Below are 24,899 nucleotides of genomic sequence, written 5' to 3'. Positions count from 1 at the left end.
ATGCGACCACTGCTTGCAGCGGTATGACAAAAAGTCCTAGGAACCGCCGCAAGATCGTACGGTCCGCGCGTCATGCGATGAATGCGGAAGGCATCGGCACGTAGACCGATCCCACCCATCGCCTCACCTGCCGGAAGGCAGATCCAGATGCATCGGGCGGGTGATCAAACCGGTATCGGAAACGATGTGCGGCCCGCTCGGCACGAAGCCGAAACGCCGGTAGACCGGCTCGGCCATCGCCGAAGACTTCAGCGTGAAGTGCCGCGTACCCGCGCGACGAACGGCATCGCGCATCACGCGCTGCCACAGCTGGCGCGCGATACCTTGCCGCTGCAGCCGGGTGCTCACGAAGAACTGGAACAGGTGGGCATCGTCGCGCATCGCTGCCACGCCGACCAGGCGCTCGCCGTCCAGCCACGCAAGATGAAAGCGCTGGCCGGCCACGATCTTCTTGCGAATCGCCCGGGCCTTCATGCCGGCGAGCAGCAGCGGCGCCGCGCTGTCGGGCTGATCGGGCAGGATCCAGCGTCGCGTCACCCGTCGAGCCAGCACACCGATGGCGCGCGCATCCTGCGGCCGGCCGAGGCGGTAACGGATACGCATCGCCGCGCTCACCCGCCTGCCCGGAACACCAGGCTGCAGCAGGTCACCGCGCCCTCGGCCTTCTGCAGTTCGCTGACGTCGACAGTGGTGACCTTGTAGCCGGCGTCGATCAATCGCTGCCGGGTGCGCGGGAAGCTCGCCGGCATCAGCAACGCCTCGCCGATGCGCACCACGTTCGCCGCGTGCGGTTCGGCGGGATCGACTTCGATCACGCGAAAATCGGCGAAGCGTTCGCGCTCGACCCACGCCGGTTGCAGCAGCAGCGTATCGTCGTCCAGCTGGGTCACGGCGGATTTCAAGTGCAGGCAACCGCGGGTCGGCACGCCTTGCACGGCGTAGCCGAAGCCGGCCAGCAGGTCGCGCAATTGCGCGATGCCCTCGGCGTTGCTGCGCGCCGACTGGCCCACGTACAGCGTGCGACCGAGCCGCAGCACATCGCCGCCGTCGATGGTGCCGGGCGCATCGATCGCCAGCACGGGCCGGTGGCGGCGCAACGCCACCGCGACACTGGCTACCTCATCGCGCCGGGACGCCGCACCGGGTCGGGTGACGATCGCCACCTCGTCCAGCACGATCGCCACGTCCTCGACGAACACCGAATCGGGCAGCGCGGGCTCGGCCGGCAGAACCAGTACGCGACAACCAAGTGCCTCCAGTGCACGCCGGTAGTCGCGGTGCTGCGCGTCGGCCAGCGCGACATCGATCGCCTTGCGCGGGATGTGCGACAACTCGCAATCGGCGAGCGCGGCGCTGACTTCGCGGGTAATGGCAGTCCACATGCTGTTTCCTCGGAAATACGGCGGGGCTCACGATTCGGGGTGGCGCGCTCGCCATGCCGCCAGGGCGGTCTTGTAACGCTCGAGCGCCTCGTCGTAGACGTCATAAACGCAACGCGCGCAGCCCTCGCCGCAGCAATCGGCCGCATCCGGCTCGAGCGGAGGCACCGGCGCCGGATCGGCGGCCGCAGTCTCCGGCGCGCCGGGGTCGGCAGGACTCACGGTGTTGTTCCCACGGTTTTCATCACGCACCCGGCAGCCGCATCATCGAGATGCCCGATGGTGCAGCCAATCACCGTTTCAGCTCAAGCGCAGCCATGGCCGGACCGCCATGGTCCGAGGGGTTATTTCGCCGGCTTGCGGAAGCGGTAGATGAACTGGTCGGTGTGACCGCGTATCGACTTGTCGAACACCTTGTTGGTGTGTGGATCCTGCGGGTTGCGCAGGGCATCGCTCTCGCCGTCGAAGACGAATCCAGCGGACTCCACCTCACGCCTGACCACCGCCGGATCGATGCGATGCAGCGTGTTCGTGTCGGCGAGGCCGGAACCGGCCGGAGCCACATGGTCGATCACCACGAACAGGCCGCCGGGCTTCAGTGCGTCGTAGACCTGCCTGTCGAACTTCGCCATGTCCACCGGCCCCATGAACGGGTCGTGGTAATCGTGATAATTCTGCGACGTGAACACCAGGTCCACCGGCATCGGCACGCTCAACTTCGCCGCCGGCTGTACCAGCAGGCTGACATTGGCATAGTGCGGCGTGGCGACCAGCTTGTTCCAGCTGGCCAGGCTCTCGGTGGAATATTTTCCCATCTCGTCCGGCCAGACGGTGTAGACATGCCCCTTCGGACCCACGATGGCGCTGAACACCCGCGTCCAGTAACCCTTGCCCGGCACCAGCTCCAGCACCTTCTGGCCTGGTTTGACGCCGGCGAACATCATGACCTGGGCCATCTTGCGTCGGGCATCGTCCGCCTTGTCGGTCGCGCGGGCCGGATCGGCGATAGCCTTGCGCACGGTGGCAGTGACCGCACCGTCATGTGGTTTAGGCACCCCGGCCTGTGCAACCGCGGGTAGCGCGAGGGTGATCAAGAGGGCAAGCATGGTCGGACGCATGACGTACTCCGCTTGTTGGGTTCAGTTGCGGAAGTGTGCTACGGAATCCTCTCCGCTGCTCTATGCCAGTTGGCACGGGCAAGCCGCCTCGTCGCTGCTATCTTGTCGATATGGCATCGTTTCAGACCATGGGTAATACAGACATGCAAACCTACCGACCCGGATCACTCGACAGTTCCATGCCTACGTTCCGCAGATGGATCACGCTCGGCTGCACCCTGCTTGCCGGCGTCGTCGCCGCGCAGGCGCAAACGGCCTCCCAGTGGCAAGCCCGACAGGTCGAGGCTGCGCGCAAGTCCGAAGCGATCATGCACGATGCCGACAAGCACAGGGGCCTGCTGGCGCAATACCAGGTCATGCGCTACGCCTTTGCCGGCGACAAGGATCCCGCCTTCCGCCTGATCTTTGGCCAGTACGTGAGCTGGTACCAGACCTTCATCGGCGACTATCCCGATGCCTCGTCCAGCTTCTCGATCAAGCAGCTCCCCTTGCCAGGCGACCATCCCTCGCCGCTGTCCGATCCCGATTACACCGCCCGGCCGGCGCTGGAGGCCATTCCCGAACTGGCCAGGAACTACCAGTCCGTCTTCTTCAACGAAGCTCACAACGTGCCCCTCACGCGCACCCTGACGGTGCAGCTGCTGAGCAAACTGCGTGCTGAAGGATTCAACTACTTTGCCGCCGAAACGCTCTACCAGACAGATACCAAGCTGGCGTCGCGCGGCTATCCGGTCAAGGACAGCGGTTTCTACACCGAGGAGCCGATCTGCGCCGAAATGGTGCGCACCGCGCTGAAGCTCGGCTTCAAGGTGATCGCCTACGAGGCCCTCTCCAATGCCACCGGCAATGCCCGCGAAGCCGAGCAGGCGCGCAACATCTACCGGCAGGTTTTCCAGAAGGACCCTTCCGCCCGTCTGGTGGTGGATGCCGGCTATGCCCACATCCAGGAGTCGGGCATTTACCTCGGCGGCTCGTCGATGGCCGAGCACCTGCACAAGCTCACCGGCATCGATCCACTCACGGTCGAGCAGACCGTGCTGTTCCCGCATCAATCCGCCGCTGACGATTACCCCTACTACACCGCGGTCATGCAGAAGCTGCAGCCCGCGGTACCGATCGTGTTCATGAACAAGGCAGGGAAGCCGTGGGCGCTGCGCGATGGCTATGACGTCAGCGTGTTCTTTCCGCCGCAACAGTTCCACCGGGAGCGGCCCACCTGGCTCACTCTCGGCGGATTGCGCAAGCGCTACTTCGTCAGCGGCCAGCGGTGCAACCACACCTTTCCCTGCCTCGTCGAGGCACGCTATGCCGACGAAGGCGCCGACGCCATTCCTGCCGACCGCATGGCACTCGATCCGGTGCCACTGGATGCCGTAACCAGCGAAAAGGTGAGCAACGGTTTCATCATGCCGGTCAGCGAGCTCTATCTGCGCCCGGGCAAATACCGGCTCACCTACAGCGATCAGGACGCACAGCTGCTGTTCCAGCAGGAGATCACCGTCCCGGAAAATGGCGCTGCGGCTTCCCCCGATGATTCCCCTGCGACTGCGAAGACGGCAAAGGACCTGTCGCGTCCCTGTGTGCCCCCGGTGACATTGCCCGGGAAATTCCAGGGCCGCGTCTCCGATTGCATGACTCGCTGAACGGGGATGCCTGCGGCAGACAGATCGAGCGACGCCCACCCGTGCCGTTTCCGTGCAAGCCGAGGGACCCGCCATCCGTGGCTGATCCCCGCGGCATACCGACAGGCATGGCAAATCGAGACGACACCACCACCCAGAGGGATATGAACCGATGACAAGTTTGAGGATAAGGCCGCTGCTGGCCGCGGCCTGTCTGCTGGCCACCGTTGGCTCGGCCATGGCCGCCGCCCAGGGGACTCACGACGACGGCGCCATGCTGGGCTTCAGCTCCGACAACGCCATCGCGCAACGGCAGCTGGAACAACGCTTCGATGCCCTGCTCGATCCGGCCGACCAGCGCGCATGGCTCAAGCAGATGTCGTCTGCACCGAACCAGGTCGGCTCGCCGCATGACAAGGCCAACGCCGAGTTCATGCTGGCGAAGTTCCGTGAATGGGGCTGGGATGCGCATATCGAAACCTTCAGCGTGCTCTACCCCACGCCGAAGAAGGTGGCACTTGAACTGCTCGGCGCCAAGCCGTACACCGCCACGCTGCGCGAGCCGGCGGTGGCCGGCGACGCCACCTCGGATATCCGCAAGGACAGCTTGCCGCCGTACAACGTCTACGGTGGTGACGGCGACGTCACCGCCGAACTGGTCTATGCCAACTACGGCATGCCGGACGACTACAAGGCACTGGCCCGGCGTGGCATCGACGTTCGCGGCAAGATCGTCATCACCCGCTACGGTGGCGGCTGGCGCGGACTGAAACCCAAGCTGGCGCAGGAACACGGCGCCGTGGGCTGCCTGATCTATTCCGACCCCAGCGATGACGGTTACGCCCAGGGCGATGTATATCCCAAGGGAGGCTGGCGTCCGGCCGAGGGCGTGCAACGCGGCTCCGTAGCGGACATGCAGCTGTATCCGGGCGACCCGTTGACGCCCGGCATCGGTTCCACCGCCAGCGCGAAACGACTGGCGCTGAAAGATGCCAGGACCATCCTGAAGATTCCGGTGCTGCCGATCTCCTATGCCGATGCCACGCCGCTGCTTGAGGCCCTGACCGGGCCGGTCGCCCCCGCCGGCTGGCGGGGCGCGCTGCCGCTGACCTATCACGTCGGTCCCGGGCCGGCCAGGGTGCACCTGACCGTGGAGTCGGACTGGAGCCGCAAGCCGATCTACGATGTGATCGCGAAACTCAAGGGCTCCACCGCACCGGATCAATGGATCGTGCGTGGCAACCATCACGATGGCTGGATGTTCGGTGCCTGGGATCCGCTCGCCGGCAACGTGGCGCTGCTGGCCGAGGCCAAGGCGATCGGCGGTCTGGTCAAGCAGGGCTGGCGGCCGCAGCGCACCCTGGTCTATGCCAGCTGGGACGGCGAGGAGCCGGGCCTGCTCGGCTCCACCGAATGGGCCGAAACCCACGCGAAGGAGCTGCAGGCCAAGGCCGTGCTGTACGTCAATTCGGACACCAACGGTCGCGGCTTTCTCGATGCCGAAGGCAGCCATTCGCTGCAACACCTGGTCAACCAGGTCGCCGATGGCGTGACCGATCCGGAAACCCGGGTGAGCGTGCGCGAACGTCTGCGTGCGCACATGCTGGTGGACGGAACCCGCAAGGACGCCAAGCCCGAGGCCAAGGCCATCGCCAAACTGGCCGAGGCCGGCGGCGACGTGCCGATCGGCGCGCTGGGCTCGGGCTCGGACTACAGCGCCTTCCTGGAACACCTAGGCATCGCCTCGCTGAACCTCGGCTTCGGCGGCGAGGACGACAACGGCGGCATCTACCACTCGCGCTACGATTCGTTCGACCACTATGTGCGCTTCGGCGACCCCACGTTCGAGTACGGCGTGGCGCTATCCAGGGTCGCAGGCCACATCGTGCTGCGCAGCGCCGACGCCAGCGTGCTGCCGATGCGCTTCGGCGACTTCAGCAGCACGCTCGACCGTTATGTGGGTGAGCTGCACAAGCTGGTCGACAGCACGCGCAAGGACACCGCACAGCAGCACCGGTTGCTGGATATGCACGCGTTCTCGCTCGATGCCGATCCGGCCCGACCGCTGGCGCCACCGGCGCGCGATTCCGATGTTCCTGCGATCGACCTGGCCCCGCTGGATCGGGCGGCGAAACAGCTCGGACAGAGTGCGCAGGCATTCCAGCTCGCCTACGCCAGGCGCGCCAGTACGGGCTTCAATCTGCCCGCCCCGCAGCAGCGCCAGTTGAACCAGCTGATGGGCCGCATGGAACAGGCCCTGACCAACCCCGACGGCCTGCCCGGCCGGCCCTGGTTCAAGCACATGATCTATGCCCCTGGCATGCTCACCGGCTACGGCGTCAAGACCGTGCCCGGCGTGCGCGAGGCGATCGAGGCACGACGCTGGGACGAAGCCAACCGCTATGCCGTGATCACCGCCAGGGTGCTCGACGGTTACCGGGTGCAACTCGACCGACTGACCACGCTGCTGGACAAGTGACCCCGGAAGTCATCCGGTCCGAATGAAAAGGGCGGCCGCCGGGCCGCCCTTTTCATTTCGGTCGTGGCTCACCCACTCACCTCGACGACTGACGTGACTCAAGCGCCAGCAGTTGTGCCCCACTCGGACGCTCCCTCTGCGCCTGTTGCGCGCAGCCACGCCATCCCATCGCCGCCGCGGCCCGTCTCCCCCCTCGATTCGCGCTGTTCCACCTGTTTGATATTTACCGCGCAGCCACACGATGCGCGCGACAGCAAGCCGCGCCATGACAGACTCTGATGCCAGCGCCAAATCCTGGATGGGCTTGCTGGCCATTGGAGCACTCGCCGATCTGGGCGAAAGGACGCCCGGCCCGCTCGCAAATGTCCACGATTGCGATAAAGTGAACCGGCCCGCGGATGGGCATGAAGTACCGCCAGGCCATCAGGACAGGGGAATGTGATGACGGGGATGCGACGCTGGATCGTTGCCGGGTTGCTTGCGCTTGCTGGTGGCGTGCTGCATGCACAGCCAGTGTCGTTCGCTGACCTGGCGCGCCATGATCAGTACAGGGACGTGAAGATTTCGCCGGATGGCAAGTACCTGGCCGCCACCGCCGTGGTGAAGGGGCAGACCGTGCTGGCGCTGATTCGCCTTTCCGACAAGAAGGGCAATCTGGTGCGCCCCCGGGGAGAGGACGATGTCATCAGCTTTCGGTGGGTCTCGCCTACCCGTGTCGTCTACTCCGTAGGAGTCCGCCTGGGCGGCTACGACGTGCCACTGCGTACCGGCGAACTGTTCGCAGTCAATGCCGACGGGACCGGTGCCAAGTTGTTGTACGGTTACCGCGCCGGTGGCATGAGCAACGCCGCTTCGCACATCCAGCGCGTGCCGCCGGAACGCGGCACGGCCGAATTCATTGCAGCCATTCCCGACGATCCACATCACATGCTGGTGGCGATCAGCTCCTGGAATGCCGCCGGATTCGAGCGGGAGCTGCCGATCGCGTATCGCATGGACGTGCGCGATGGCATGAAGAGCAAGATCGTCACGGCGCCCATGCGCGGCGCGACCTTCGTCGCCGATCATCAGGGGCGAATCCGCTTTGCCTATGCCGAGGCGAATGACGGCAGTGCAAAGGTCTATCAGTATCCGATCGGCGGAGGGGGCTGGCAATTTATGCAGCAGCGTAGCGATGAGCGCTCGTTTCCCTGGGCGTTCAGCCGCGATGACAGCGTGGTGTATTTCAACTGCCTACCCGGAAACGGCCTCGGCGTGTGCGAATTGAACCCGACCACCGGCGTATGGAAGGCGGTCTGGAGCAATCCCACAGTAGAAGCGGACTCGCTCGTGCAGGGCATGGCCGAGGACGACTTCATCGGCGTGGGCTTCCTCGATGGCCGCCCGGGTGTGGGATTGTTCGAAGGCCACCAGGCCGACGCGGAGACGCTGATCAGGCTGATGAAGCGGTTTCCGGGAGAGAACGTGCGATTCACCTCCGGCACCCGCGACGGTCGGCTCAGCGTGTTGCTGGTGCAGGCGGATGCCGATCCGGGCACGTTCTATCTGTACGACCGCGCCACGCACAAGCTCTCCGCCTTGCTGGCGCGGGCGTCGTGGATCGATCCGGAGCAGATGGCGTCCAAGCAACCGTTCGAGTTTGCCGCACGCGACGGCTTGAAGCTGCAGGGTTATGTGAGTTATCCGCCGGGTGAAGAGACTGCCAAACACCTGCCGATGGTGGTCTTCGTCCACGGCGGCCCGTACGGCATTCAGGACGACTGGGACTTCGATCCCTATGTGCAGGCCATGGCCACCCGCGGCTACGCCGTGCTGCAGGTCAATTATCGCGGTTCCGGCGGACGGGGTTACGAGTTCATGCACTCCGGCTGGCGCGAGTGGGGCGGCAAGATGCAGGACGATGTCACCGACGCCACGCGCTGGGCGATCGCCCAGGGCATCGCCGATCCGCAGCGTATCTGCATTTTCGGCGGCAGCTACGGCGGCTACGCGGCGCTCGAAGGCGCGGTGAAGGAGCCGGACCTGTACAAGTGCGCCATCGGCTATGTCGGTGTCTACGATCTGGCGCTGATGTACAGGCGCGGCGACATCCCGCAATCGAGCTATGGCGAGAGCTATCTGAAACAGGTACTGGGCGGGGACATGGCCGTGCTGGCCCAGCGCTCGCCGATCGACCAGCTCGACCGACTCAAGGCCCACGTCATGCTCGTGGTCGGCGGCAAGGATACGAGGGTACCGCCAATCCAGGGCAGCAACCTCCACGTGGCGCTGAACAACCGGCACATACCCCATGTCTGGATCGACAAGCCGAACGAGACGCATGGCTTCTACGACGAGGGCAACCTGACCGAGCTGTACACGCAGATCGTGCAGTTCCTCGGCGCCAGCATCGGCCCCGGCGTCACCGCCAGGGGCGCCACCGCGGGCAGCGCACCCACGCACTGAGTCCCCCGCCGAAGTACGCCGCCGCTCTCCGAACGGGGGCTGCGGCGCTTCGGGCGGATCGAGGGTGGCAGCCCCCAATCCGCCGGCCCTGCCCCGGAACCTTTTCGCTACCCAACGGATGGGCTACGCGCCATCGCACGGGTTCTGGCAAAGTGCAGCGATCCGTTGCCATGTCATCCCGGGGAATTGTTGCCATGCATGCCTATCGTCGATTTTCACTGTCCGCCCTGCTCGCGCTCGGCGGCTTCAGCGCCGTTGCAGCCACCGCCCCGAATGGCTCGATGTCCTACGCGCGCGATCCGGCACAGCCGATCGATCAGGCCTATACCGCGCAGATCCTCAAGGACACCACCGATCCGTCGTTCAATTCGCCCTTGACCGACTACCTGCCCGCCTCGGCCAGCGTGCCGACGCCGGAGAAGGTGCTCGGCCACATCGCGGGCGCACCGAACTACCTGCCCTATTCGGCCGACGTCTACCGCTACTTCCGTGCGCTGGCCGCGGCCAGTCCGCGGGTCAAGGTATTCACCATCGGCAAGACCGAGGAAGGCCGCGAGATGATCGCCGTGGCGATCGCCGACGAAAGCCTGCTGGCCGACCTCGACGCGAACAAGGCGCGCCTGGCCAAACTGGCCGATCCGCGCAGCATCGGCATGGACGACGCCACCGCCGACCGGCTGATCGCCCAGTCCACCCCGATCTACTACATCACCGGCACCATCCACTCGGTCGAGACCGGCGCGCCCACCGCGCTGATGGAGCTGGCCTACCGCCTGGCGGTGGACGACGCGCCGTACGTCAAGCACATCCGCTCCCATGTGATCACCCTGATCACCCCGGTGGTCGAGGTCGATGGCCGCGACCGCATGGTCGACCTGTACAACTGGCACCTGGCGCACCCGGGGCAGGAATACCCACCGCTGCTGTACTGGGGTCACTATGTCGCGCACGACAACAACCGCGATGCGATGGCGATGACGCTGAACCTCACGCGCAATGTGGCCGACACCTATATCGGCTGGCATGCGCAGGTGCTGCACGACCTGCACGAGTCGGTGCCGTTCTTCTACGACAACACCGTCGGCGATGGCCCCTACAACGCCTGGATCGACCCGATCCTCACCGGCGAATGGCAGCAACTGGGCTGGAACAACGTGCAGCAGATGACCAAGTTCGGCATGCCGGGCGTGTTCACCCATGGCGACTTCGACACCTGGAGCCCGGGCTACCTGATGTTCATCGCCGCCATGCACAACGGCATCAGCCGGCTCTACGAGACCTTCGGCAACGGCGGCGCCGACACGGTCAAGCGCATGCTGGACCCCAGCGAGTACCAGCGCACCTGGTACAAGCCGAACCCGCCGCTGCCGGTGGTGACCTGGTCGCAGCGCGACAACAACAACTACGAGCAGACCGGCCTGCTCACCGCGCTGGATTATTTCTCCAGCAACAGCCAGCTGTTCCTGAAGAACTTCTATCTGAAGAGCAAACGCTCGATCGAGAAGCCGCAGGACGCGGGCCCGGCTGCTTACGTCTTGCCGGCCGACGACAAGCGCCCCGGCTCGCAGGCCCAGTTGCTGCGGATCATGCAGCGCCAGCATGTCGAGATCAGTCGCAGCACGGCACCGATCACGGTGAGCCTGCCCGCGCAGCAGTCCGACCGCGACGAGAAGGGCGAAAAATCCGACCAGTCCCGCTCGCGCACGTTCGCCGCCGGCAGCTACATCGTGCGGATGGATCAACCGTACTCGCGCATCGCCGACACCCTGCTCGATCGCCAGTACTGGTCGCCGAAGGATCCCCAGCAGCATCCCTACGACGATACCGCGTGGTCGATGGGCGACCTGTTCGACGTCAAGGTGGTGCGGGTCACCGACGACAGCATCCTGAAGGCGCCGATGAATCCGGTCAGCGGTGCCGTCACGGTGCCGCAGGGGCTGGCCGCGGTCGACCTGCCGAACGCGAGACTGCCGCGCATCGCGCTGATGCACACCTGGCTGGATACACAGACCGAAGGCTGGTGGCGGATGGCGCTGGACAACCTGCACGTCAAATACGATTACATCAGCACCCAGGACGTGGCGAAGATCGGCAACCTGCGCGCGAAGTACGACGTGATCCTGTTCGGACCGATCGGCGGCGCCAGCTCGCAGCAGATCGTCGATGGCCTGCCGATGTGGGGCAACCCGATGCCCTGGAAAACCAGCAAGCTCACCCCGAACCTCGGTCGCATCGACAGCACCGACGATATCCGCCCCGGTCTGGGCGAAAGCGGCGTGTCCAGCCTGAAGCGCTTCGTGCGCGACGGCGGCCTGCTGATCACCGCCGAGGACAGTGCGAAGTTCGCGATCGACGAAGGCCTGGCCCCCGGCGTGTTCGTCACCCCCACCAGCAAGCTCAAGGTCGTCGGCAGCGTGCTGCAGACGACCTTCGTCGATCGCCGCAGTCCGATCGCCGCCAGCTACACCGCGGACGACCTGGCCATCTACAGCGCCGCGGGCCAGTCGTTCACCGTGTCCAACCTGGTCACCGGCGACAAGGGGCTGCCGACCGCGAAGGACTTCCAGCGCCCGACCGGACGCGGCGGCCCGCACGACACCGATCTGCCCGAGGGACGTGCCTCGATCGCGCCACCGGCACTGCCGGACGTGAAGCCGTGGCAGGCGCTGCCGTTGAATGCCGAGCAGATGCGCCACAACCCGTGGGTGATTCCGGCCGACCAGCGGCCGCAGGTGATCCTGCGCTTCGCCGCGGCGGACAAGCTGCTGATTGCCGGCCTGCTCGATGGCGGCAGCGAGATGGCCGAACGGGCCGCCGTGGTCGACGCCCGCTACGGCAAGGGCCACGTGCTGCTGTTCGCCAGCAATCCGATGTGGCGCGGCGAAACCATCGGCAGTTACCCGCTGGTGCTCAACGCGATCACCCACTTCGACAGGCTGGATACGCCGGCGAAGCCCTGACGCCGGCTCAGGCGGGAACCTCGGAACAGCGACTGTCCGAGGTTCCCGTTCGTACCGGCGACTACTTCGCTGCCGGCTTGACCGGCGGCGCCATCATCTTCTCGCGTTTGGCCCGGAACGGGCTGTCGGCATACCACTGCGGCCAGACGCCGGCGTGGCTGAGGTACTCGCCCAGGTCGTACAGCGCCTGGGTGTCCTCGAGGATGCCGGAGTAGTCCCAGTCCGGATTGAACACGTCGTTCGGCGTGTGATACCGATGCGCGGTGTAGTCGTCGGCAGCCTTCTTGCCCGCCGCCTTGCCGCCGTCGAGCAGGTCCAGGCCCGAGCTGGCCAGCATCGCCGGCACCCCGGCCCTGGCGAAGTTGAAGTGATCGGAACGGAAGTAGAAGCCGTTCTCCGGCGTGGCCTCCGGCGAGATCACCCGCCCCTGCGTCTTCAGCACATCGGCCAGCATGTCTTCCAGTTGCGACTGGCCCTTGCCGATCACGGTCATGTCGTGGGCGCGGCCGATGATCGGCAGCGCATCCACCGCGATGTCGGCCACCGTCTTGCGCAGCGGGAACACCGGCCGGGCCGCATAGTATTGCGAGCCGAGCAGGCCCGACTCCTCCAGCGTGGGCATGAAGAACAGCACGCTGCGCTCCGGCGGCGTGCGCTGGTGGGCGAAAGCGTCGGCCAGTTCGAGCAGCATGCTCAGGCCGGTGCCGTTGTCGATCGCGCCACCGTAGACCTTGTGCCCCTTCAGCGAGGGATCCGTGCCCAGGTGATCCCAGTGCGCGGTGTACACCACCACTTCGTCCGGCTTGTCGCTGCCCGGCGCCATCGCCAGCACGTTCCTCGACTCGAAGTGGCTGATCTTGTTGTGCAGGCTGATCGAGGCGGTGGCCTGCAACGGCACCGGCTTGAAGCCGGGCTTCGCCGCGCTGGCCGCGAGCGCGTCGAAGTCCAGCCCGGCATCGGCAAACAGCCGGGTCGCCGCGGAATGCGTGAGCCATCCGGCCACCGGCAGGCGCGGCGCGGGATCGACGCTGGGCGGCAGGCTCAGCTGCGGACCGCTGCCGCTGTTCTGCAGCACGCTGAACGGGTAGCCCGCGGCCGCGTCGCTGGTGTGCACGATGAAGCAGGCGGCGGCACCCTGCAGCGCGGCCTCGGCGTACTTGTAGGTCCAGCGGCCGTAGTAGGTCATCGCGCGGCCGTTGAAGAGTTTGGGATCGGACGTGGCGAAACCCGGATCGTTGACCAGCACGATCACCGTCTTGCCCTTCACGTCAACGCCCCGGTAGTCGTTCCAGTGCCAGTTCGGCGCGTCCACGCCGTAGCCGAGGAACACGATCGGCGAGTTCTTCAGATCGACCTGCGCCTTCGCCTGCAGCGTCTGCGCCATCATGTCGGTACGGTAGGCGAAGCTCGCGTGCTTGCCGTGCGTGGCGATATTCAGCGCGACACCGGTATTCAGCAGCAGGGTGCCGTCAGCCGGCACGGTCTGGAAAAACGAACCGTGATTGCCCGGCTGCAGTCCCATGCGCCTGAACTCCGCCACCAGAAAATCGGTGGTGCGCCGGGCACCGACGGTGCCTGGCTTGCGCCCGCCGAACGCGTCGGAACTGAGCGTCTTGTCGAAGCGGGCGAAATCGGTGGCATTGATCTGCGGTGCCAGCTCAACCGCTTTGCTGGTCGCGGGATCGGGCGCCTGCGCTGGTTGGGCCGCCAGGAGCGGGCTCGCGAACGCGCTCAAGGCAACCAGGGAAACGAACATCGTGACGCGCATCGGACAGCTCCTGCATTGGCGAACAAGCGTCCTTTCTAACGCGCCTGTCCGCTGCTGTCCACGACCCGGCATCCCCAACGCGCGTCGCCTCCTGTTTGCGCGCAGCGCATGCGCCGCGGCTGGAGCAAGCCCCTCAACGCGATGCAGCGATCAACGCGCGCTCCATCCGCACCGCGCAGACGTGGCAACCCACGGCATCACCTGTCGCTGGAATCAGACCTGATCGGCGATATCGACCACGGGTGCACCCGCGCGCGACTTTCGCATCTCTTCGTGGGAATCGCCTTTCGAGGCATCGAATACGACGGCACGATTGCGCCCGGTATTCTTGGCCTGGTACAGCGCGTCGTCGGCATGGATGAGCAACTCGCGCAGATCGTAGCCGGATTGCTCCGTCGCCGAGACGCCGAAGCTGCCGGACACCGAGACATCGAGCGTGTCCCGCTCGGCCACTGAGGCGATCGCCAGACGCAACTGCTCGACCCGTCCGACCACCTGCTCCAGCGAGCATTCGGGCAGCAGGATGCCGAACTCCTCCCCGCCCAGGCGGCCGAAGATGTCGGTCGAGCGCAGATGCGCCTGGCAAGCCTCCACCGCGCGCTTGAGTACACGATCACCGGTCGAATGGCCGAACGTGTCGTTGACGACCTTGAAATGATCCAGGTCGATCAGGACCAGGCAGGCATCACGCGTCGACTTCCTGCAGTACTGCAATTGCCGCTCGGCCTCGGTGACGAAATGCTGCCGGTTGTAAATTCCGGTCAGCCCGTCGCGGCGAGCCAGTCGCATGAACTTCAGCTGGGAGCGCTTGATCCGGTAGGTCAGGAAGGCAATGAACGCCAGCACCGACAGCAGCAGGATGATCCACAACCGGCCCGCTTCCACATCCTTCTTGCTGAGCGCCTGCTGCAGTTGCAGTATCCTGTTTTCCTTGTTCAGCGCGGCGACCTGCAGCTTCTTCGCCAGTACCTGCTGCTTGACGGTCTGATAGGCCAGCGCCTTGGTGCTCAGCGAGTTCAAATAGCCCTTGTCGGCCGCCATGTATTTTTCGTGGTAGTCGAGGGCTGCAGCGAAATTGCCTTGTTGCTTTTCTATTTGGTAGAGCAATTTGTAAGCCAGGGCCAGCGGCTCGGTATATTCGTTCTTGATGGCGCTGCTTACCGCGTCGAGCGCAGCTTCCTGTGCCCGGGTAGCATCGCCGGATCCCCAGTAAGCTCGCGCCAGCACTTCATTGAACTCGGAAATCAGCCTTGGATAGTGCGTGTTGCGAACCGTTCTGGCATTGGCATGCAACAACGTGATCGCCTCTTTGAACTGTCCATGGCGGATTTCGTAGTCCGCTATGAATGAACGAATCAAGTTTGCAAAAAGAGGTTCCTTGGCCCTGACACAGATGCCGACTGCCTGACGGACTTCCGGATCAAGTGTCGAAAACTTTCCACTTTTGTGAAGCACAAAAAGCTTTACGTAGTTTGCTCTACAGGTATCGCCCGGGGTCGAACCTTCATAGAGCATCTGATCGGCACTGTTCGCGGCAAGATCGTACTGACCAGCTTCCGTGTACAACAATGATGAAACACCCATGGCCTGCAATCGCGTCGGCTTATCGGTCACCTGGGGAAGCAGATCCAACAACTGATTGAGTTTGGAAAAAGCTTCTTCATAGCGAAAAGACAGCCCAAGGACATTGACCTCCGTGGAAAGTGCGCGGAGCCGCAACGTAGGGTTTGAACTTTCGTCGATCACGCTATCGAGCAGAAGCACCGCGTCCTTGTTGTCGCCTTTGTAGGCAAGCTGAAACGCGTTGAGATAGCGCAGCCGCAACTGCTGCTCGTGGGAGAGGGGGATCGAACCGCTGTTCAGTTGTTGAAGAATCGCCGAGAACCTGGCAACGTCCGACGTTTCAACGGCCCGCGCTTGCCCCAGCAGTTGCTCTGCACGGTCAACCGAAGGCGACTGTGCAAAAGCCGCAGCCACCAGAAAAAGCGGCAGCAGGACACCCCCATAAAGGAATGTCCTGCGCACGTTGCCACAGCGAAACATCAATTAGCCTGCCGAGGCCACGACTCGAAGTGGGCCGCGCAAGGAAATTTCGGAATCCTCGCGTGAAGGCATCTCCTCGCCATCGTCCTCCTCTTCCTCATCCTGTTTGCCGGGCAACAACCCACAGAAGACATTGCTGCTCCCCAGCAAAGCCTCAAGAAGCCGCTGATCTTTGGCGAGGATGGCTTCCCTCACTCGCGGATCGATCTGAGCGCTGTCCAGAGCCTGTGCCACGTCATTGGACGACGCGTCACGCATCTGAGGGTCCTGCCCCATCTTCTCAAGCAAGTCGATCACGTTGGACATTTGCACATTCCCCTTTGCCTATTGAAATGATCTGGTAGGGCACTGCGGTTGTCGCTGGGCTGACCAATAGCATCTGGACGAATCTCGACCATCCGATGGAACACTAGTACAAGGCAAGAAGCCCACGCTGGAAGCCAACTTTTGCGCAGCAACGTTTTCAGGAGAAAACCGCACACACAGCTCTTGAATCCGGGAAGCCAAAAAAACGTTTTCCACCAATGCGGCCAAGGCTTCCCTTGCAAACCCCTGCTTGCGCCCTTCGTGAGTCAAGACCAGCCCGACCTCCAACGCCCCCGTTTTCGCATCATAGTCGGAAGTACCACAAATGCCGATAGCCTTGTGCGTCTCCCGTACCAGTATCACAAGGTACTTGCCCTCCGCGGTGGCTTCGAGCTGCCGCCTGACGATCTTCCGGAATCGGCCTGCGGCCTGCGTTTCAGTCAAAGGCGTGCCAATGAAGCGCATGATTTCCGGATCGGTGTAGATCGCATGAAAAAAAGCTTCATCGCCTTCCGCCAGCGGTCGCAGGAGCAACCGCTCGGTCTCGCACGAAAACGATTTCACGCCGAGCGCATCCATCGGGATCAGGCGTTCTCAGCCATCGCCAGGTCCAGCACCTTCAGCCGCGCCCGGATCTCGGAATCCACCTGCAGCGGCCGTGACGGCGGAATCACCACGGTGTCGGCGATCTCGATGGTCGCCCGCGGCAGGTCGCCCAGCGCCATCCGCTCGATCCGCGCCTGCTGGATAGGCAACGTCGGCGTGCGATAGATGATCACTTCATGGTCGAGCGGATAGTCCCGCGCCAGCACGTCGACCAGCACCTGCCGGTAGGCCGGACCGGTGGAGAAGCGCGCCAGCGACTGGTCGCCGACCAGGCCCACCTGCCACAGCACCAGGTATGCCGTGGGATCGATCCGGCGCTGGTAGAACAGCAGCTGGCTGGCTTCGTAGTGCTGGCAGCCGTAGGTGCCCGGGTCGATGCCCAGGTCCGCGTACAGGCAGTCCTCGGCGGAGATGCCCGGCTCCATGTGCGCGGCGTAGCCCTCGCTGCGCGCCACCGCGATCGACTTGTGCGGCGCCCAGGCGAACACGCCGGGGTGGCCGTAGAACACGCCGCAGACCTTCTTGCCCCCGCGCACTTCAGTGAGGATCGCCTCGACCATCTGCCGATAGGTCTGCATGCGCGACTTGCCCTCGCGGTAGTACGGCTGCAGGCTGCGTACGTCCTTGTGCATGCGCTGCAGCCACAGCTCCACCACACCGTCGGAAACCCCGGCAAACACCACGTCGGCCTGCTCGATGTAGCTGCGCGCCAGCGGGCCCAGATGCGAGCCCAGGGTCATGCCTATGCCCACGCAGACCAGGCTTCCGGGCAAACGGGTGTCGTCCATGCGATGGATTCATGTCGTAAAGGGAAACGCGACCATATCGCGATTGCCTGCAATGACTCCAGCCCGGCGGAACGGCGCCACCATGACACCGATGAAAACGCCTCCATCAGCGCCCGGATCCGGTCTGATGGCAGCACCGAGGACTTGCCGTTGTGGATCTGGCACGCCTTTGGCATGGACCACCGCGGCACGGTCGCCGCGCTCGGCCCTGGCCGCCGTGATGACCAGCGCCTTGAACAGGGGGAGCGGGCCAGATTGAAACATGCGTTGCACGCAATGCCTCAGACGAGATTCGGCTGAACCGGCGGGCGTTCGAACAGGTAGACCCGGTTGCGGCCCTCGCGCTTGGCCCGATACAGCGCATTATCGGCATCCTTCATCAACTGCCGCAGGTCGTACCCCGAGCACGTCACGGTGCTGACACCGAAACTGGCCGAAATGGCAACGTCGGAAACGTCCTTGCCAACAGAGACTGTGGCAATTGCCGCGCGCATCTGCTCAACCCGGCTCATCACCTGATCCAGATCGCACTCGGGCAGAAGTATGCCGAATTCCTCACCACCCAGGCGGCCGAACACATCCATGGAGCGAAGGTGTGCCTTGCAAGTCGCTACGGCGCGCTTGAGCACGTGATCGCCGACGTCGTGACCATGCGAGTCATTGACCTCCTTGAAATGATCCAGGTCGATCAGGACCAGGGAGGCCTCACGTCCCGACTTGCTGCAATAGCGCAGCTGCTGCTCGGCCGAGCTGACGAAGTGCTGCCGATTGAAGATGCCAGTGAGGCCGTCCCGTCGGGCCAGTTTCATGAAACGCAACTGCGAACGTTTGATCCGGTAGGTCCACACGGCGATCGACGCCAGCACCAGCAACAGCAGCATCACAGACAGCCGACTGGTTTCAGCCGCCTTGCGATCCAGCTCTCCTTGCAGGGTGAGAATCCTGTTCTTCTTGTCCAGCCCCTCGATCTGCAGCTTTTTCGCCAACACCTTCTGCTTGACGATCTGATAGGCAAGCGCTTTTGCGCTGAGGCGACTCTGATAGCCCCCTTCGGCGACGACGTATTTTTCGAGGTTTGCCAAGGCACCGGTGCCGTCACCCGCCTTTTTGTCAGCTTGGTAAAGCACCTGATAGGCGATGGCTGTCGACTCCGAATATGGCCTGTTGATATTGGTAGCCAGGGCGCTTTTGGCGAATTTCGCTGCCGAGACAAGGTCGCCCTCCATCCGGTAAGCCCTGGCCAGCGTAGCCTCGAACTCCGAAATCTGCGGCGGAAAGCCTGCTCGCAGGACCTTTGGGTAGTTCGCTTGCAGCAGGCGGATGGCCAAATCAGGCCGGCCGTGTCGCATGTCGAAACTGGCCAGCAAATACCGATAACTGAGAGAAAACAGCGTATCGCCTGCCTTTCCGCATGCTTCCGCGCCATCGTGAAGTTGATCGGCGGGCAACTGTGCACTGCCACTTCCAAACAGCGCGGCGGACTTGTAGAACCAGCCTCTACATGCGTTTTTGGCGTCGGTGCTTTCCTTGACTATTTGATCGGCATAGCGAATGGACGCATCGTATTGACTCGCCTCGTTATACAACTGTGCCGCGACACCGAGACCCTGCATGCGAACGTCGTGTTCCTTCATCTTCGGCAACTGGCCCAGCAATGGATCCAACCTCGCAAAGGCTTCCTCATAGCGGGATTCGGCCACCAACAGATCGATCACGTTGGCGTCGGCGCGGAATGCCAGAACAGGATCCGCCGTTTGATCAGCGATTGCCGTCAACGGCGGCAGGGCTGCGTCAAAGTTGCCCGCAAAGGCGATTTGCCGCGCGTGGAGATAGCGCCAATGCAGCTTCTGTTGCGGTGAGAGCCTCGTTGCGGCCTCGTCGAGTCGACGCATGAGTTCGTTGAACTCGGCATGACTGGAGGGTTCGATGCTTTCAGCCCGTTTTATCAGTTGCGCAGGATCATTGGATACGGGCGCAGCCGCAGCAACCACGCCGGCGACAAACGAAAGCAGAAGCGCACAGCGGGGCAACACCGACCTGCATTTGCCCGCCCGGTCCATGGGCTAGCCGGTGGTTACAGGCGCGGAAACGGCCAGTCGTGACGTCTGGTCTTTAATCACTATCCCTGCCCTTGTCTTTGTCGCCGGCCTTGTCCTCACCGTTCTCACAGCTGCCGTCACACTCTTCCTGCTCTTCATCCTGATCCTCATCTGGTTTGGCAGGATTGATCAGACAGCAGAAGGGATCCCGGCCCAGCAATACCTGCAACCCCCGTTCATCCCTGGCAAGGATCGCCACCTGCAACTCCGGATCAATTTGCGTTGCGCTCAATGCGGCCGCCAGCGCCGCCGTGTCCGCATGACGCAACTGTGCACCCTCACCGACACTTTCGAGAAAATCGATGACATCGAACACGGATCATCCCCCTGTTATCTGGATGGTCGACACCCTTCCCGGACAAGGTACCACTTTGCAGTGTCCGGCAAGCCAAGTCCCTCCGCCCGATGCCAGACTTGCAGAAACGCTCTCGTCAGTCGCAATTCTTCCCCGCGCGGTGTCCCCTGATTTTCCGAGGCATGTGAAATGCCTGTTGCAGTTTCCTTCAGACAGTATCGGACGTGTCTCGATCCAGCGCGGCGAGGCGTGCCCGCATCTCGTGATCGACCTGCAGCGGGTGCGCTGGTGGAATCACCACCGTGTCCGCCATGTCGATCTCTACCCGTGGCAGGTCGCCCAACGCCACCCGCACGATCCGCGCCTGCTGGATCGGCAGCGTCGGCGTGCGATAGATGATCACTTCATGGTCGAGCGGATAGTCCCGCGCCAGCACGTCGACCAGCACCTGCTTGTAAGCCGGGCCGGTGGAGAAGCGTGCCAGCGACTGGTCACCGACCATGCCTACCTGCCACAGCACCAGGTATGCCGTGGGATCGATCCGACGCTGGTAGAACAGCAACTGGCTGGCTTCGTAGTGCTGGCAGCCGTAGGTGCCCGGGTCGATGCCCAGGTCCGCGTACAGGCAGTCCTCGGCGGAGATGCCCGGCTCCATGTGCGCGGCGTAACCCTCGCTGCGCGCCACCGCGATCGACTTGTGCGGCGCCCAGGCGAACACGCCGGGGTGGCCGTAGAACACGCCGCAGACCTTCTTGCCCGCACGCACTTCGGTCAGGATCGCCTCGACCATCTGCCGATAGGTCTGCATGCGCGACTTGCCCTCGCGGTAGTATGGCTGCAGGCTGCGTACGTCCTTGTGCATGCGCTGCAGCCACAGCTCCACCACACCGTCGGAAACCCCGGCAAACACCACATCGGACTGCTCGATGTAGCTGCGCGCCAGCGGGCCCAGATGCGAGCCCAGGGTCATGCCTATGCCCACGCAGACCAGGCTTCCGGGCAAACGGGTGTCGTCCATGCGAGTGGCTCGTGCGGACAGTGAGGTCGGGCGCATTATCGCCGTTGCGGGCGATTGCGCCAGTTCCGCGGGCGGGGCCGACTACGACTTCGAGGGAAACGCATCCATCAACGGCTTGATCAGGTCCAGCGGCAGCGGGAACACGATGGTCGAGGACTTGCCGTTGTTGGACATGTCGGCCAGCGTCTGCAGGTAACGCAGCTGCAGGGCCTGCGGTTGCTGCGACAGCATCGCGGCGGCGTCGCGCAGTTTTTCGGCGGCCTGCATCTCGCCCTCGGCGTGGATCACCTTGGCGCGGCGCTCGCGCTCGGCCTCGGCCTGGCGGGCGATCGCGCGGACCATGGTGTCGTTGAGGTCGACATCCTTGATCTCGACGTTCGCCACCTTGATGCCCCAGGGATCGGTGGCCTCGTCGAGGATCGTCTGCAGGGTGCGGTTGATCGACTCGCGCTGCGACAGGATCTCGTCCAGCTCGTGCTGGCCCAGCACCGAGCGCAAGCGCGTCTGCGCCAGCTGGCTGGTGGCCTGGTAGAAGTCGGCCACCTGCAGCACGGACTTGTCCGGTTCCACCACGCGGAAATACACCACCGCGTTGACCCGCACCGACACGTTGTCGCGCGAGATCACGTCCTGCGGCGGCACGTCCATCACGGTGATGCGCAGGTCGACCCGCATCATCCGCTGCACCATCGGGATCAGCAGCACCAGGCCCGGCCCCTTGGTGCCGGTGTAGCGGCCCAGGGTCAGCACCACGCCGCGCTCGTACTCCGGCAGGATCTTGATCGCCGAGAACAGCAGCATCACCACGAGTATTACCACTACACCCAGGAATCCGAACATGATCATCTCCAGTGAATCGCAAGTTGTCCCGGCACTGCACCACGCCTGACTTCGTCGCGCGGTGACTCACACGGGCTCAACCCACAGTAACAGCCCCTGTCGCCGCACGACGCGTACCGGCGCGCCGGCCGGCAGTGCGGAAGTACAGCGCACGCGCCAGCGCTCGCCGTGCAGCATCATCCAGCTCTCGCCATCGGCGGATACCGGTTCCAGCAGCGCGCCGGTATCCATCAGCATGGCCTCGTCGCCGGTGAACTGGCGGGCCCGGCGCGAACGAAACACCAGCCACAGGATCAGGCCCAGCAGCGCCGCCGCGCACACGGCGATGCCGGCAATGACGCCGAGATTGACCGCATAACCGGGTACCCCGGTATTCATCAGCATGACCGACCCTGTCACGAAGGAAACCACCCCGCCCACGCCCAGCGCGCCCACCGTGGGCTGGACCGCCTCGCCCACCAGCATACCCACGCCCAGCGCCATCAGGGCCAGCCCGGCGTAGTTCACCGGCAACAGCTGCAGCGCATACAGGCCGACCAGCAGGCAGATCGCACCCACGATGCCCGGCAGCATCGCGCCGGGGTGCAGGGCCTCCAGCAGCAGGCCGAAGATGCCGCCCAGCAGCAGCAGATAGGCGATCGTGGGGTTGGTGATGATCGCCAGGAAGCGCGTGCGGGCGCCCGGCGGATAGTCACGCACCGTGGCACCCTTGATTCGCAGGGTGACGTTGCGACCGCCCACCTGCACCGTGCGGCCGTCGGCCCTGGCCAGCAGGTCGGTCACGTCGGTCGCCACGAAGTCGATCACGTGCTGCTGCGCCGCCTCGGTGGCGGTGAGCGTGGCCGCGCCGCGCACCGCCTGTTCGGCCCACTGCGCATTGCGTCCCCGCAGCTGCGCCAGCGAGCGGATGTAGGCGATCGCGTCGTTCACGACCTTGTGCGACTCGGCATCGTCGTCGGCCTGGTCCGGCCTGTCCAACGCGGAAGATCCCGCGCCGGCCGGATGATCGTCGGCCCCGGGCAACGCCGGCATCGGCGTGCGCCTGCCCAGTTTCACCGGCGTCGCCGCGCCCAGGTGCGTGGCCGGAGCCATCGCGGCGATCTGCCCCGCATACAGGATGTAGGTGCCGGCCGAGGCGGCGCGCGCGCCCGCCGGCGCCACGTACACCAGCACCGGGATCCGGCTCGCCAGCATGCTGCTGATGATCTGCCGCATCGAATCGGACAGCCCGCCGGGCGTATCCAGCCGCAGCACGATGGCCAGCGCGCCGTCGGCCTGTGCACGATCCGAGGCGTCGTCGAAGTACTCGGCCGCCGCCGGGCCGATCGGGCCATCCAGCGCGATCTGCGCCACGCTGCCGGGGCTCGCCGCCTGGTCGGCAGCGATCGGCGCATCGGCCGAGACGAACGGCGTCGCCAGCAGGCAAAGAAGCGCCAATCCGATCCGCGAGAACCAGCGTGTGACCACGGCGACCTCCGCAAGACATCCGCGACGTTGACGCACTGTACCCCGGCCGGCGTTCAAATCCGATGATCGACGCAGATGGCCGGCGAGCAACAGCCGCCGGCGCCCGTGCCATGATCTGACCAGGTTTGCCGCCCGGACTGCCCATGTTCAAGGAATACCTCCGCCACGACGCCACCGGCCTGGCCACGCTGATCGCCGGCGGTGAGATATCGGCCGGCGAGGCGCTGGAAGCGGCGCTGGCGCGGATGGCCGAAGTCAATCCGCGGCTGGCGGCGATCTGCATACCGATGGAGGCGATCGCGCGGCAGCGGGCGCAGGCACCGCTGCGCGGACCGTTCGCCGGCGTGCCGTTCCTGCTCAAGGACATCGCGCAGGACTATGCCGGTGTACCGAGTACCTCGGGCAGTCGTGCGCTGCGTGACTGGGTGCCGCGGCAGCACGCGGAGATCGTGCAACGATTCCTCGATGCCGGCCTGGTGGTGTTCGGCAAGACCGCCACGCCGGAGTTCGCGCTGAAGGCGGAGACCGCGCCGCAGCTGTGGGAGCAACCGACGCGCAATCCATGGGACCTTGCGCGCACGCCCGGCGGCTCCTCCGGCGGCGCGGCGGCGGCGGTCGCGGCCGGCATCGTGCCCGTGGCCGGAGCCTCCGATGGTGGCGGCTCGATCCGCATTCCCGCCGCCTACTGCGGCCTGTTCGGGCTGCGCCCCTCGCGCGGCCGCGTGCCCAGCGGCCCCGATTACGGCGAGTTCTGGGATGGCGCGTCGAGCCAGCACGTGCTGACCCGCAGCGTGCGCGATTCGGCGCGCATGCTCGATGCGATCGCCGGCGCCGATGCCGGCGCGCCGTTCGCGATCGGCCTGCCCGAGCGCGCGTATGCCGAGGAGATCCAGCGTCCGCCGGGGAAACTGCGCATCGGCTTCAGCACCGAGTCGCCGCTGGGCACGCCGGTGCATCCGGAATGCGTGCAGGCGGTGATGCACGCGGCCAGGCTGCTGACCGATCTCGGTCACGCGGTGGAACCGGCCCGGCCCCAGATCGACGGCCACGCACTGGCCCGCAGCTTCATCGGCATGTATTTCGGCCAGACCGCGGCAAGCGTCGCGCGGGCGCGGCGACTGACCGGCGCGGGCGCGCGGGCGTTCGAACTGGAGACGCGCATCCTGGCCCTGCTCGGTCGCAGCCTGAGTGCCGGTGACTACGTGGACGAACGGCTGCGCTGGAACGACTATGCGCGGGCGCTGGGACGCTTCCATCAAACCTACGACCTGTATCTCACCCCGACCACCGCGCAACCGCCGAACCGCATCGGCGAGCTGGCCACGCCGCCGCTGCAGCAAGCGGCGGCGAAGGTGGTGCTCGCGCTGCATGCGGGGCGCCTGCTACTGAAGAGCGGCATGGTCGATACGCTGGTGACCACCAGCCTGCAGCGGGTACCGTTCACCCAGCTGTCCAACCTCACCGGCACGCCGAGCATGTCGGTGCCGTTGCACCGGGCGCCGGCCGAAGCGGGCGGCGCGCAGCTGCCGTACGGCGTGCAGTTCGTGGCGCGGTTCGGTGAGGAAGCCACCCTGCTGCGCCTGGCCGCGCAACTGGAACAGGCCCGACCCTGGGGCGGATTCCGGCCGCCACTGTGAGCCGCGTCAGACGGGCTGCACCCTGATCG

20 protein-coding genes are annotated in these 24,899 nt (G+C 64.8%); 6 read left to right on the top strand and 14 right to left on the bottom strand.

What is annotated here, in order from left to right:
• Window positions 1-123: 123 nt before the first annotated feature.
• From ACFPPA_RS07805 to ACFPPA_RS07790, 4 genes are all read right to left on the bottom strand, one after another.
• The gene (locus tag ACFPPA_RS07805; RefSeq protein ID WP_377318930.1) at window positions 124-603 is read right to left on the bottom strand and encodes a GNAT family N-acetyltransferase; all 480 of its coding nucleotides are present in this window, start codon (window positions 601-603) and stop codon (window positions 124-126) included.
• 8 nt (window positions 604-611) lie between these two features.
• On the bottom strand, window positions 612-1,382 hold the full coding sequence (locus ACFPPA_RS07800) for a dimethylarginine dimethylaminohydrolase family protein (RefSeq protein WP_377318928.1): 771 nt from the start codon (window positions 1,380-1,382) through the stop codon (window positions 612-614).
• A gap of 27 nt (window positions 1,383-1,409) precedes the next feature.
• On the bottom strand, window positions 1,410-1,601 hold the full coding sequence (locus tag ACFPPA_RS07795) for an oxidoreductase-like domain-containing protein (RefSeq protein WP_377318926.1): 192 nt from the start codon (window positions 1,599-1,601) through the stop codon (window positions 1,410-1,412).
• A gap of 122 nt (window positions 1,602-1,723) precedes the next feature.
• On the bottom strand, window positions 1,724-2,497 hold the full coding sequence (locus ACFPPA_RS07790; RefSeq protein ID WP_377318924.1) for a class I SAM-dependent methyltransferase: 774 nt from the start codon (window positions 2,495-2,497) through the stop codon (window positions 1,724-1,726).
• Between the two features lie 179 nt (window positions 2,498-2,676).
• Here ACFPPA_RS07790 and ACFPPA_RS07785 point away from each other — a divergent pair, with 179 nt between their 5' ends.
• The 4 genes from ACFPPA_RS07785 to ACFPPA_RS07770 all read left to right on the top strand — a co-directional run bounded on the left by ACFPPA_RS07785 (window position 2,677) and on the right by ACFPPA_RS07770 (window position 12,003).
• Entirely contained in the window at window positions 2,677-4,140 is a 1,464-nt protein-coding gene (locus ACFPPA_RS07785; protein ID WP_377318922.1) for a hypothetical protein, read from the top strand.
• A 151-nt stretch (window positions 4,141-4,291) separates the two neighbouring features.
• Window positions 4,292-6,598 carry a transferrin receptor-like dimerization domain-containing protein gene (locus ACFPPA_RS07780; protein WP_377318920.1) on the top strand — a complete coding sequence of 769 codons (2,307 nt, stop codon included), beginning with the start codon at window positions 4,292-4,294 and terminating at the stop codon, window positions 6,596-6,598.
• 441 nt (window positions 6,599-7,039) lie between these two features.
• Window positions 7,040-9,043, top strand: a complete 2,004-nt coding sequence (locus ACFPPA_RS07775) for an alpha/beta hydrolase family protein (RefSeq protein WP_377318918.1) — start codon at window positions 7,040-7,042, stop codon at window positions 9,041-9,043.
• A 194-nt stretch (window positions 9,044-9,237) separates the two neighbouring features.
• Window positions 9,238-12,003, top strand: a complete 2,766-nt coding sequence (locus ACFPPA_RS07770; RefSeq protein WP_377318916.1) for a M14 family zinc carboxypeptidase — start codon at window positions 9,238-9,240, stop codon at window positions 12,001-12,003.
• A 61-nt stretch (window positions 12,004-12,064) separates the two neighbouring features.
• Here ACFPPA_RS07770 and ACFPPA_RS07765 read toward each other — a convergent pair whose 3' ends face one another.
• The 5 genes from ACFPPA_RS07765 to ACFPPA_RS07745 all read right to left on the bottom strand — a co-directional run bounded on the left by ACFPPA_RS07765 (window position 12,065) and on the right by ACFPPA_RS07745 (window position 17,514).
• Window positions 12,065-13,771, bottom strand: coding sequence for a M28 family peptidase (locus ACFPPA_RS07765; RefSeq protein ID WP_377318914.1), 1,707 nt, complete (start codon window positions 13,769-13,771; stop codon window positions 12,065-12,067).
• A gap of 213 nt (window positions 13,772-13,984) precedes the next feature.
• A complete protein-coding gene (locus ACFPPA_RS07760; RefSeq protein WP_377318912.1) occupies window positions 13,985-15,814 on the bottom strand; it encodes a GGDEF domain-containing protein in 1,830 nt (609 codons plus the stop codon).
• Window positions 15,815-15,817: 3 nt separating this feature from the next.
• On the bottom strand, window positions 15,818-16,120 hold the full coding sequence (locus ACFPPA_RS07755) for a hypothetical protein (protein ID WP_377318910.1): 303 nt from the start codon (window positions 16,118-16,120) through the stop codon (window positions 15,818-15,820).
• Window positions 16,121-16,138: 18 nt separating this feature from the next.
• Window positions 16,139-16,684 (bottom strand): GNAT family N-acetyltransferase, encoded by a 546-nt coding sequence (locus ACFPPA_RS07750; protein WP_377318908.1) that lies wholly within the window; start codon window positions 16,682-16,684, stop codon window positions 16,139-16,141.
• Between the two features lie 20 nt (window positions 16,685-16,704).
• Complete coding sequence (locus ACFPPA_RS07745; RefSeq protein WP_377318906.1) at window positions 16,705-17,514, bottom strand: SAM-dependent methyltransferase; 810 nt, start codon at window positions 17,512-17,514, stop codon at window positions 16,705-16,707.
• Window positions 17,515-17,517: 3 nt separating this feature from the next.
• On the opposite strand from ACFPPA_RS07745, the gene ACFPPA_RS07740 reads away from it, so the two are divergent.
• Window positions 17,518-17,814, top strand: a complete 297-nt coding sequence (locus ACFPPA_RS07740) for a hypothetical protein (RefSeq protein ID WP_377318904.1) — start codon at window positions 17,518-17,520, stop codon at window positions 17,812-17,814.
• Here the strand turns inward: ACFPPA_RS07740 and ACFPPA_RS07735 are convergent.
• From ACFPPA_RS07735 to ACFPPA_RS07715, 5 genes are all read right to left on the bottom strand, one after another.
• Complete coding sequence (locus ACFPPA_RS07735; protein ID WP_377318902.1) at window positions 17,796-19,574, bottom strand: sensor domain-containing diguanylate cyclase; 1,779 nt, start codon at window positions 19,572-19,574, stop codon at window positions 17,796-17,798. The genes ACFPPA_RS07740 and ACFPPA_RS07735 overlap by 19 nt on opposite strands.
• Window positions 19,575-19,626: 52 nt before the next feature.
• Window positions 19,627-19,929 (bottom strand): hypothetical protein, encoded by a 303-nt coding sequence (locus ACFPPA_RS07730; protein ID WP_377318900.1) that lies wholly within the window; start codon window positions 19,927-19,929, stop codon window positions 19,627-19,629.
• A gap of 187 nt (window positions 19,930-20,116) precedes the next feature.
• Window positions 20,117-20,926 (bottom strand): SAM-dependent methyltransferase, encoded by an 810-nt coding sequence (locus tag ACFPPA_RS07725; RefSeq protein WP_377318898.1) that lies wholly within the window; start codon window positions 20,924-20,926, stop codon window positions 20,117-20,119.
• A gap of 81 nt (window positions 20,927-21,007) precedes the next feature.
• Entirely contained in the window at window positions 21,008-21,766 is a 759-nt protein-coding gene (locus ACFPPA_RS07720; protein WP_377318896.1) for a slipin family protein, read from the bottom strand.
• A gap of 66 nt (window positions 21,767-21,832) precedes the next feature.
• Window positions 21,833-23,233 (bottom strand): NfeD family protein, encoded by a 1,401-nt coding sequence (locus ACFPPA_RS07715; protein WP_377318894.1) that lies wholly within the window; start codon window positions 23,231-23,233, stop codon window positions 21,833-21,835.
• A 143-nt stretch (window positions 23,234-23,376) separates the two neighbouring features.
• Here ACFPPA_RS07715 and ACFPPA_RS07710 point away from each other — a divergent pair, with 143 nt between their 5' ends.
• Window positions 23,377-24,870, top strand: a complete 1,494-nt coding sequence (locus tag ACFPPA_RS07710; protein WP_377318892.1) for an amidase — start codon at window positions 23,377-23,379, stop codon at window positions 24,868-24,870.
• The last annotated feature ends 29 nt before the right edge of the window (window positions 24,871-24,899 follow it).

Origin of the sequence: Rhodanobacter ginsengisoli (genome assembly GCF_042657065.1) — a bacterium.
GTDB lineage: Bacteria > Pseudomonadota > Gammaproteobacteria > Xanthomonadales > Rhodanobacteraceae > Rhodanobacter > Rhodanobacter ginsengisoli.
Note: the sequence above shows the minus strand (reverse complement) of the source record. Positions and strands in the feature narration are given on the sequence as shown.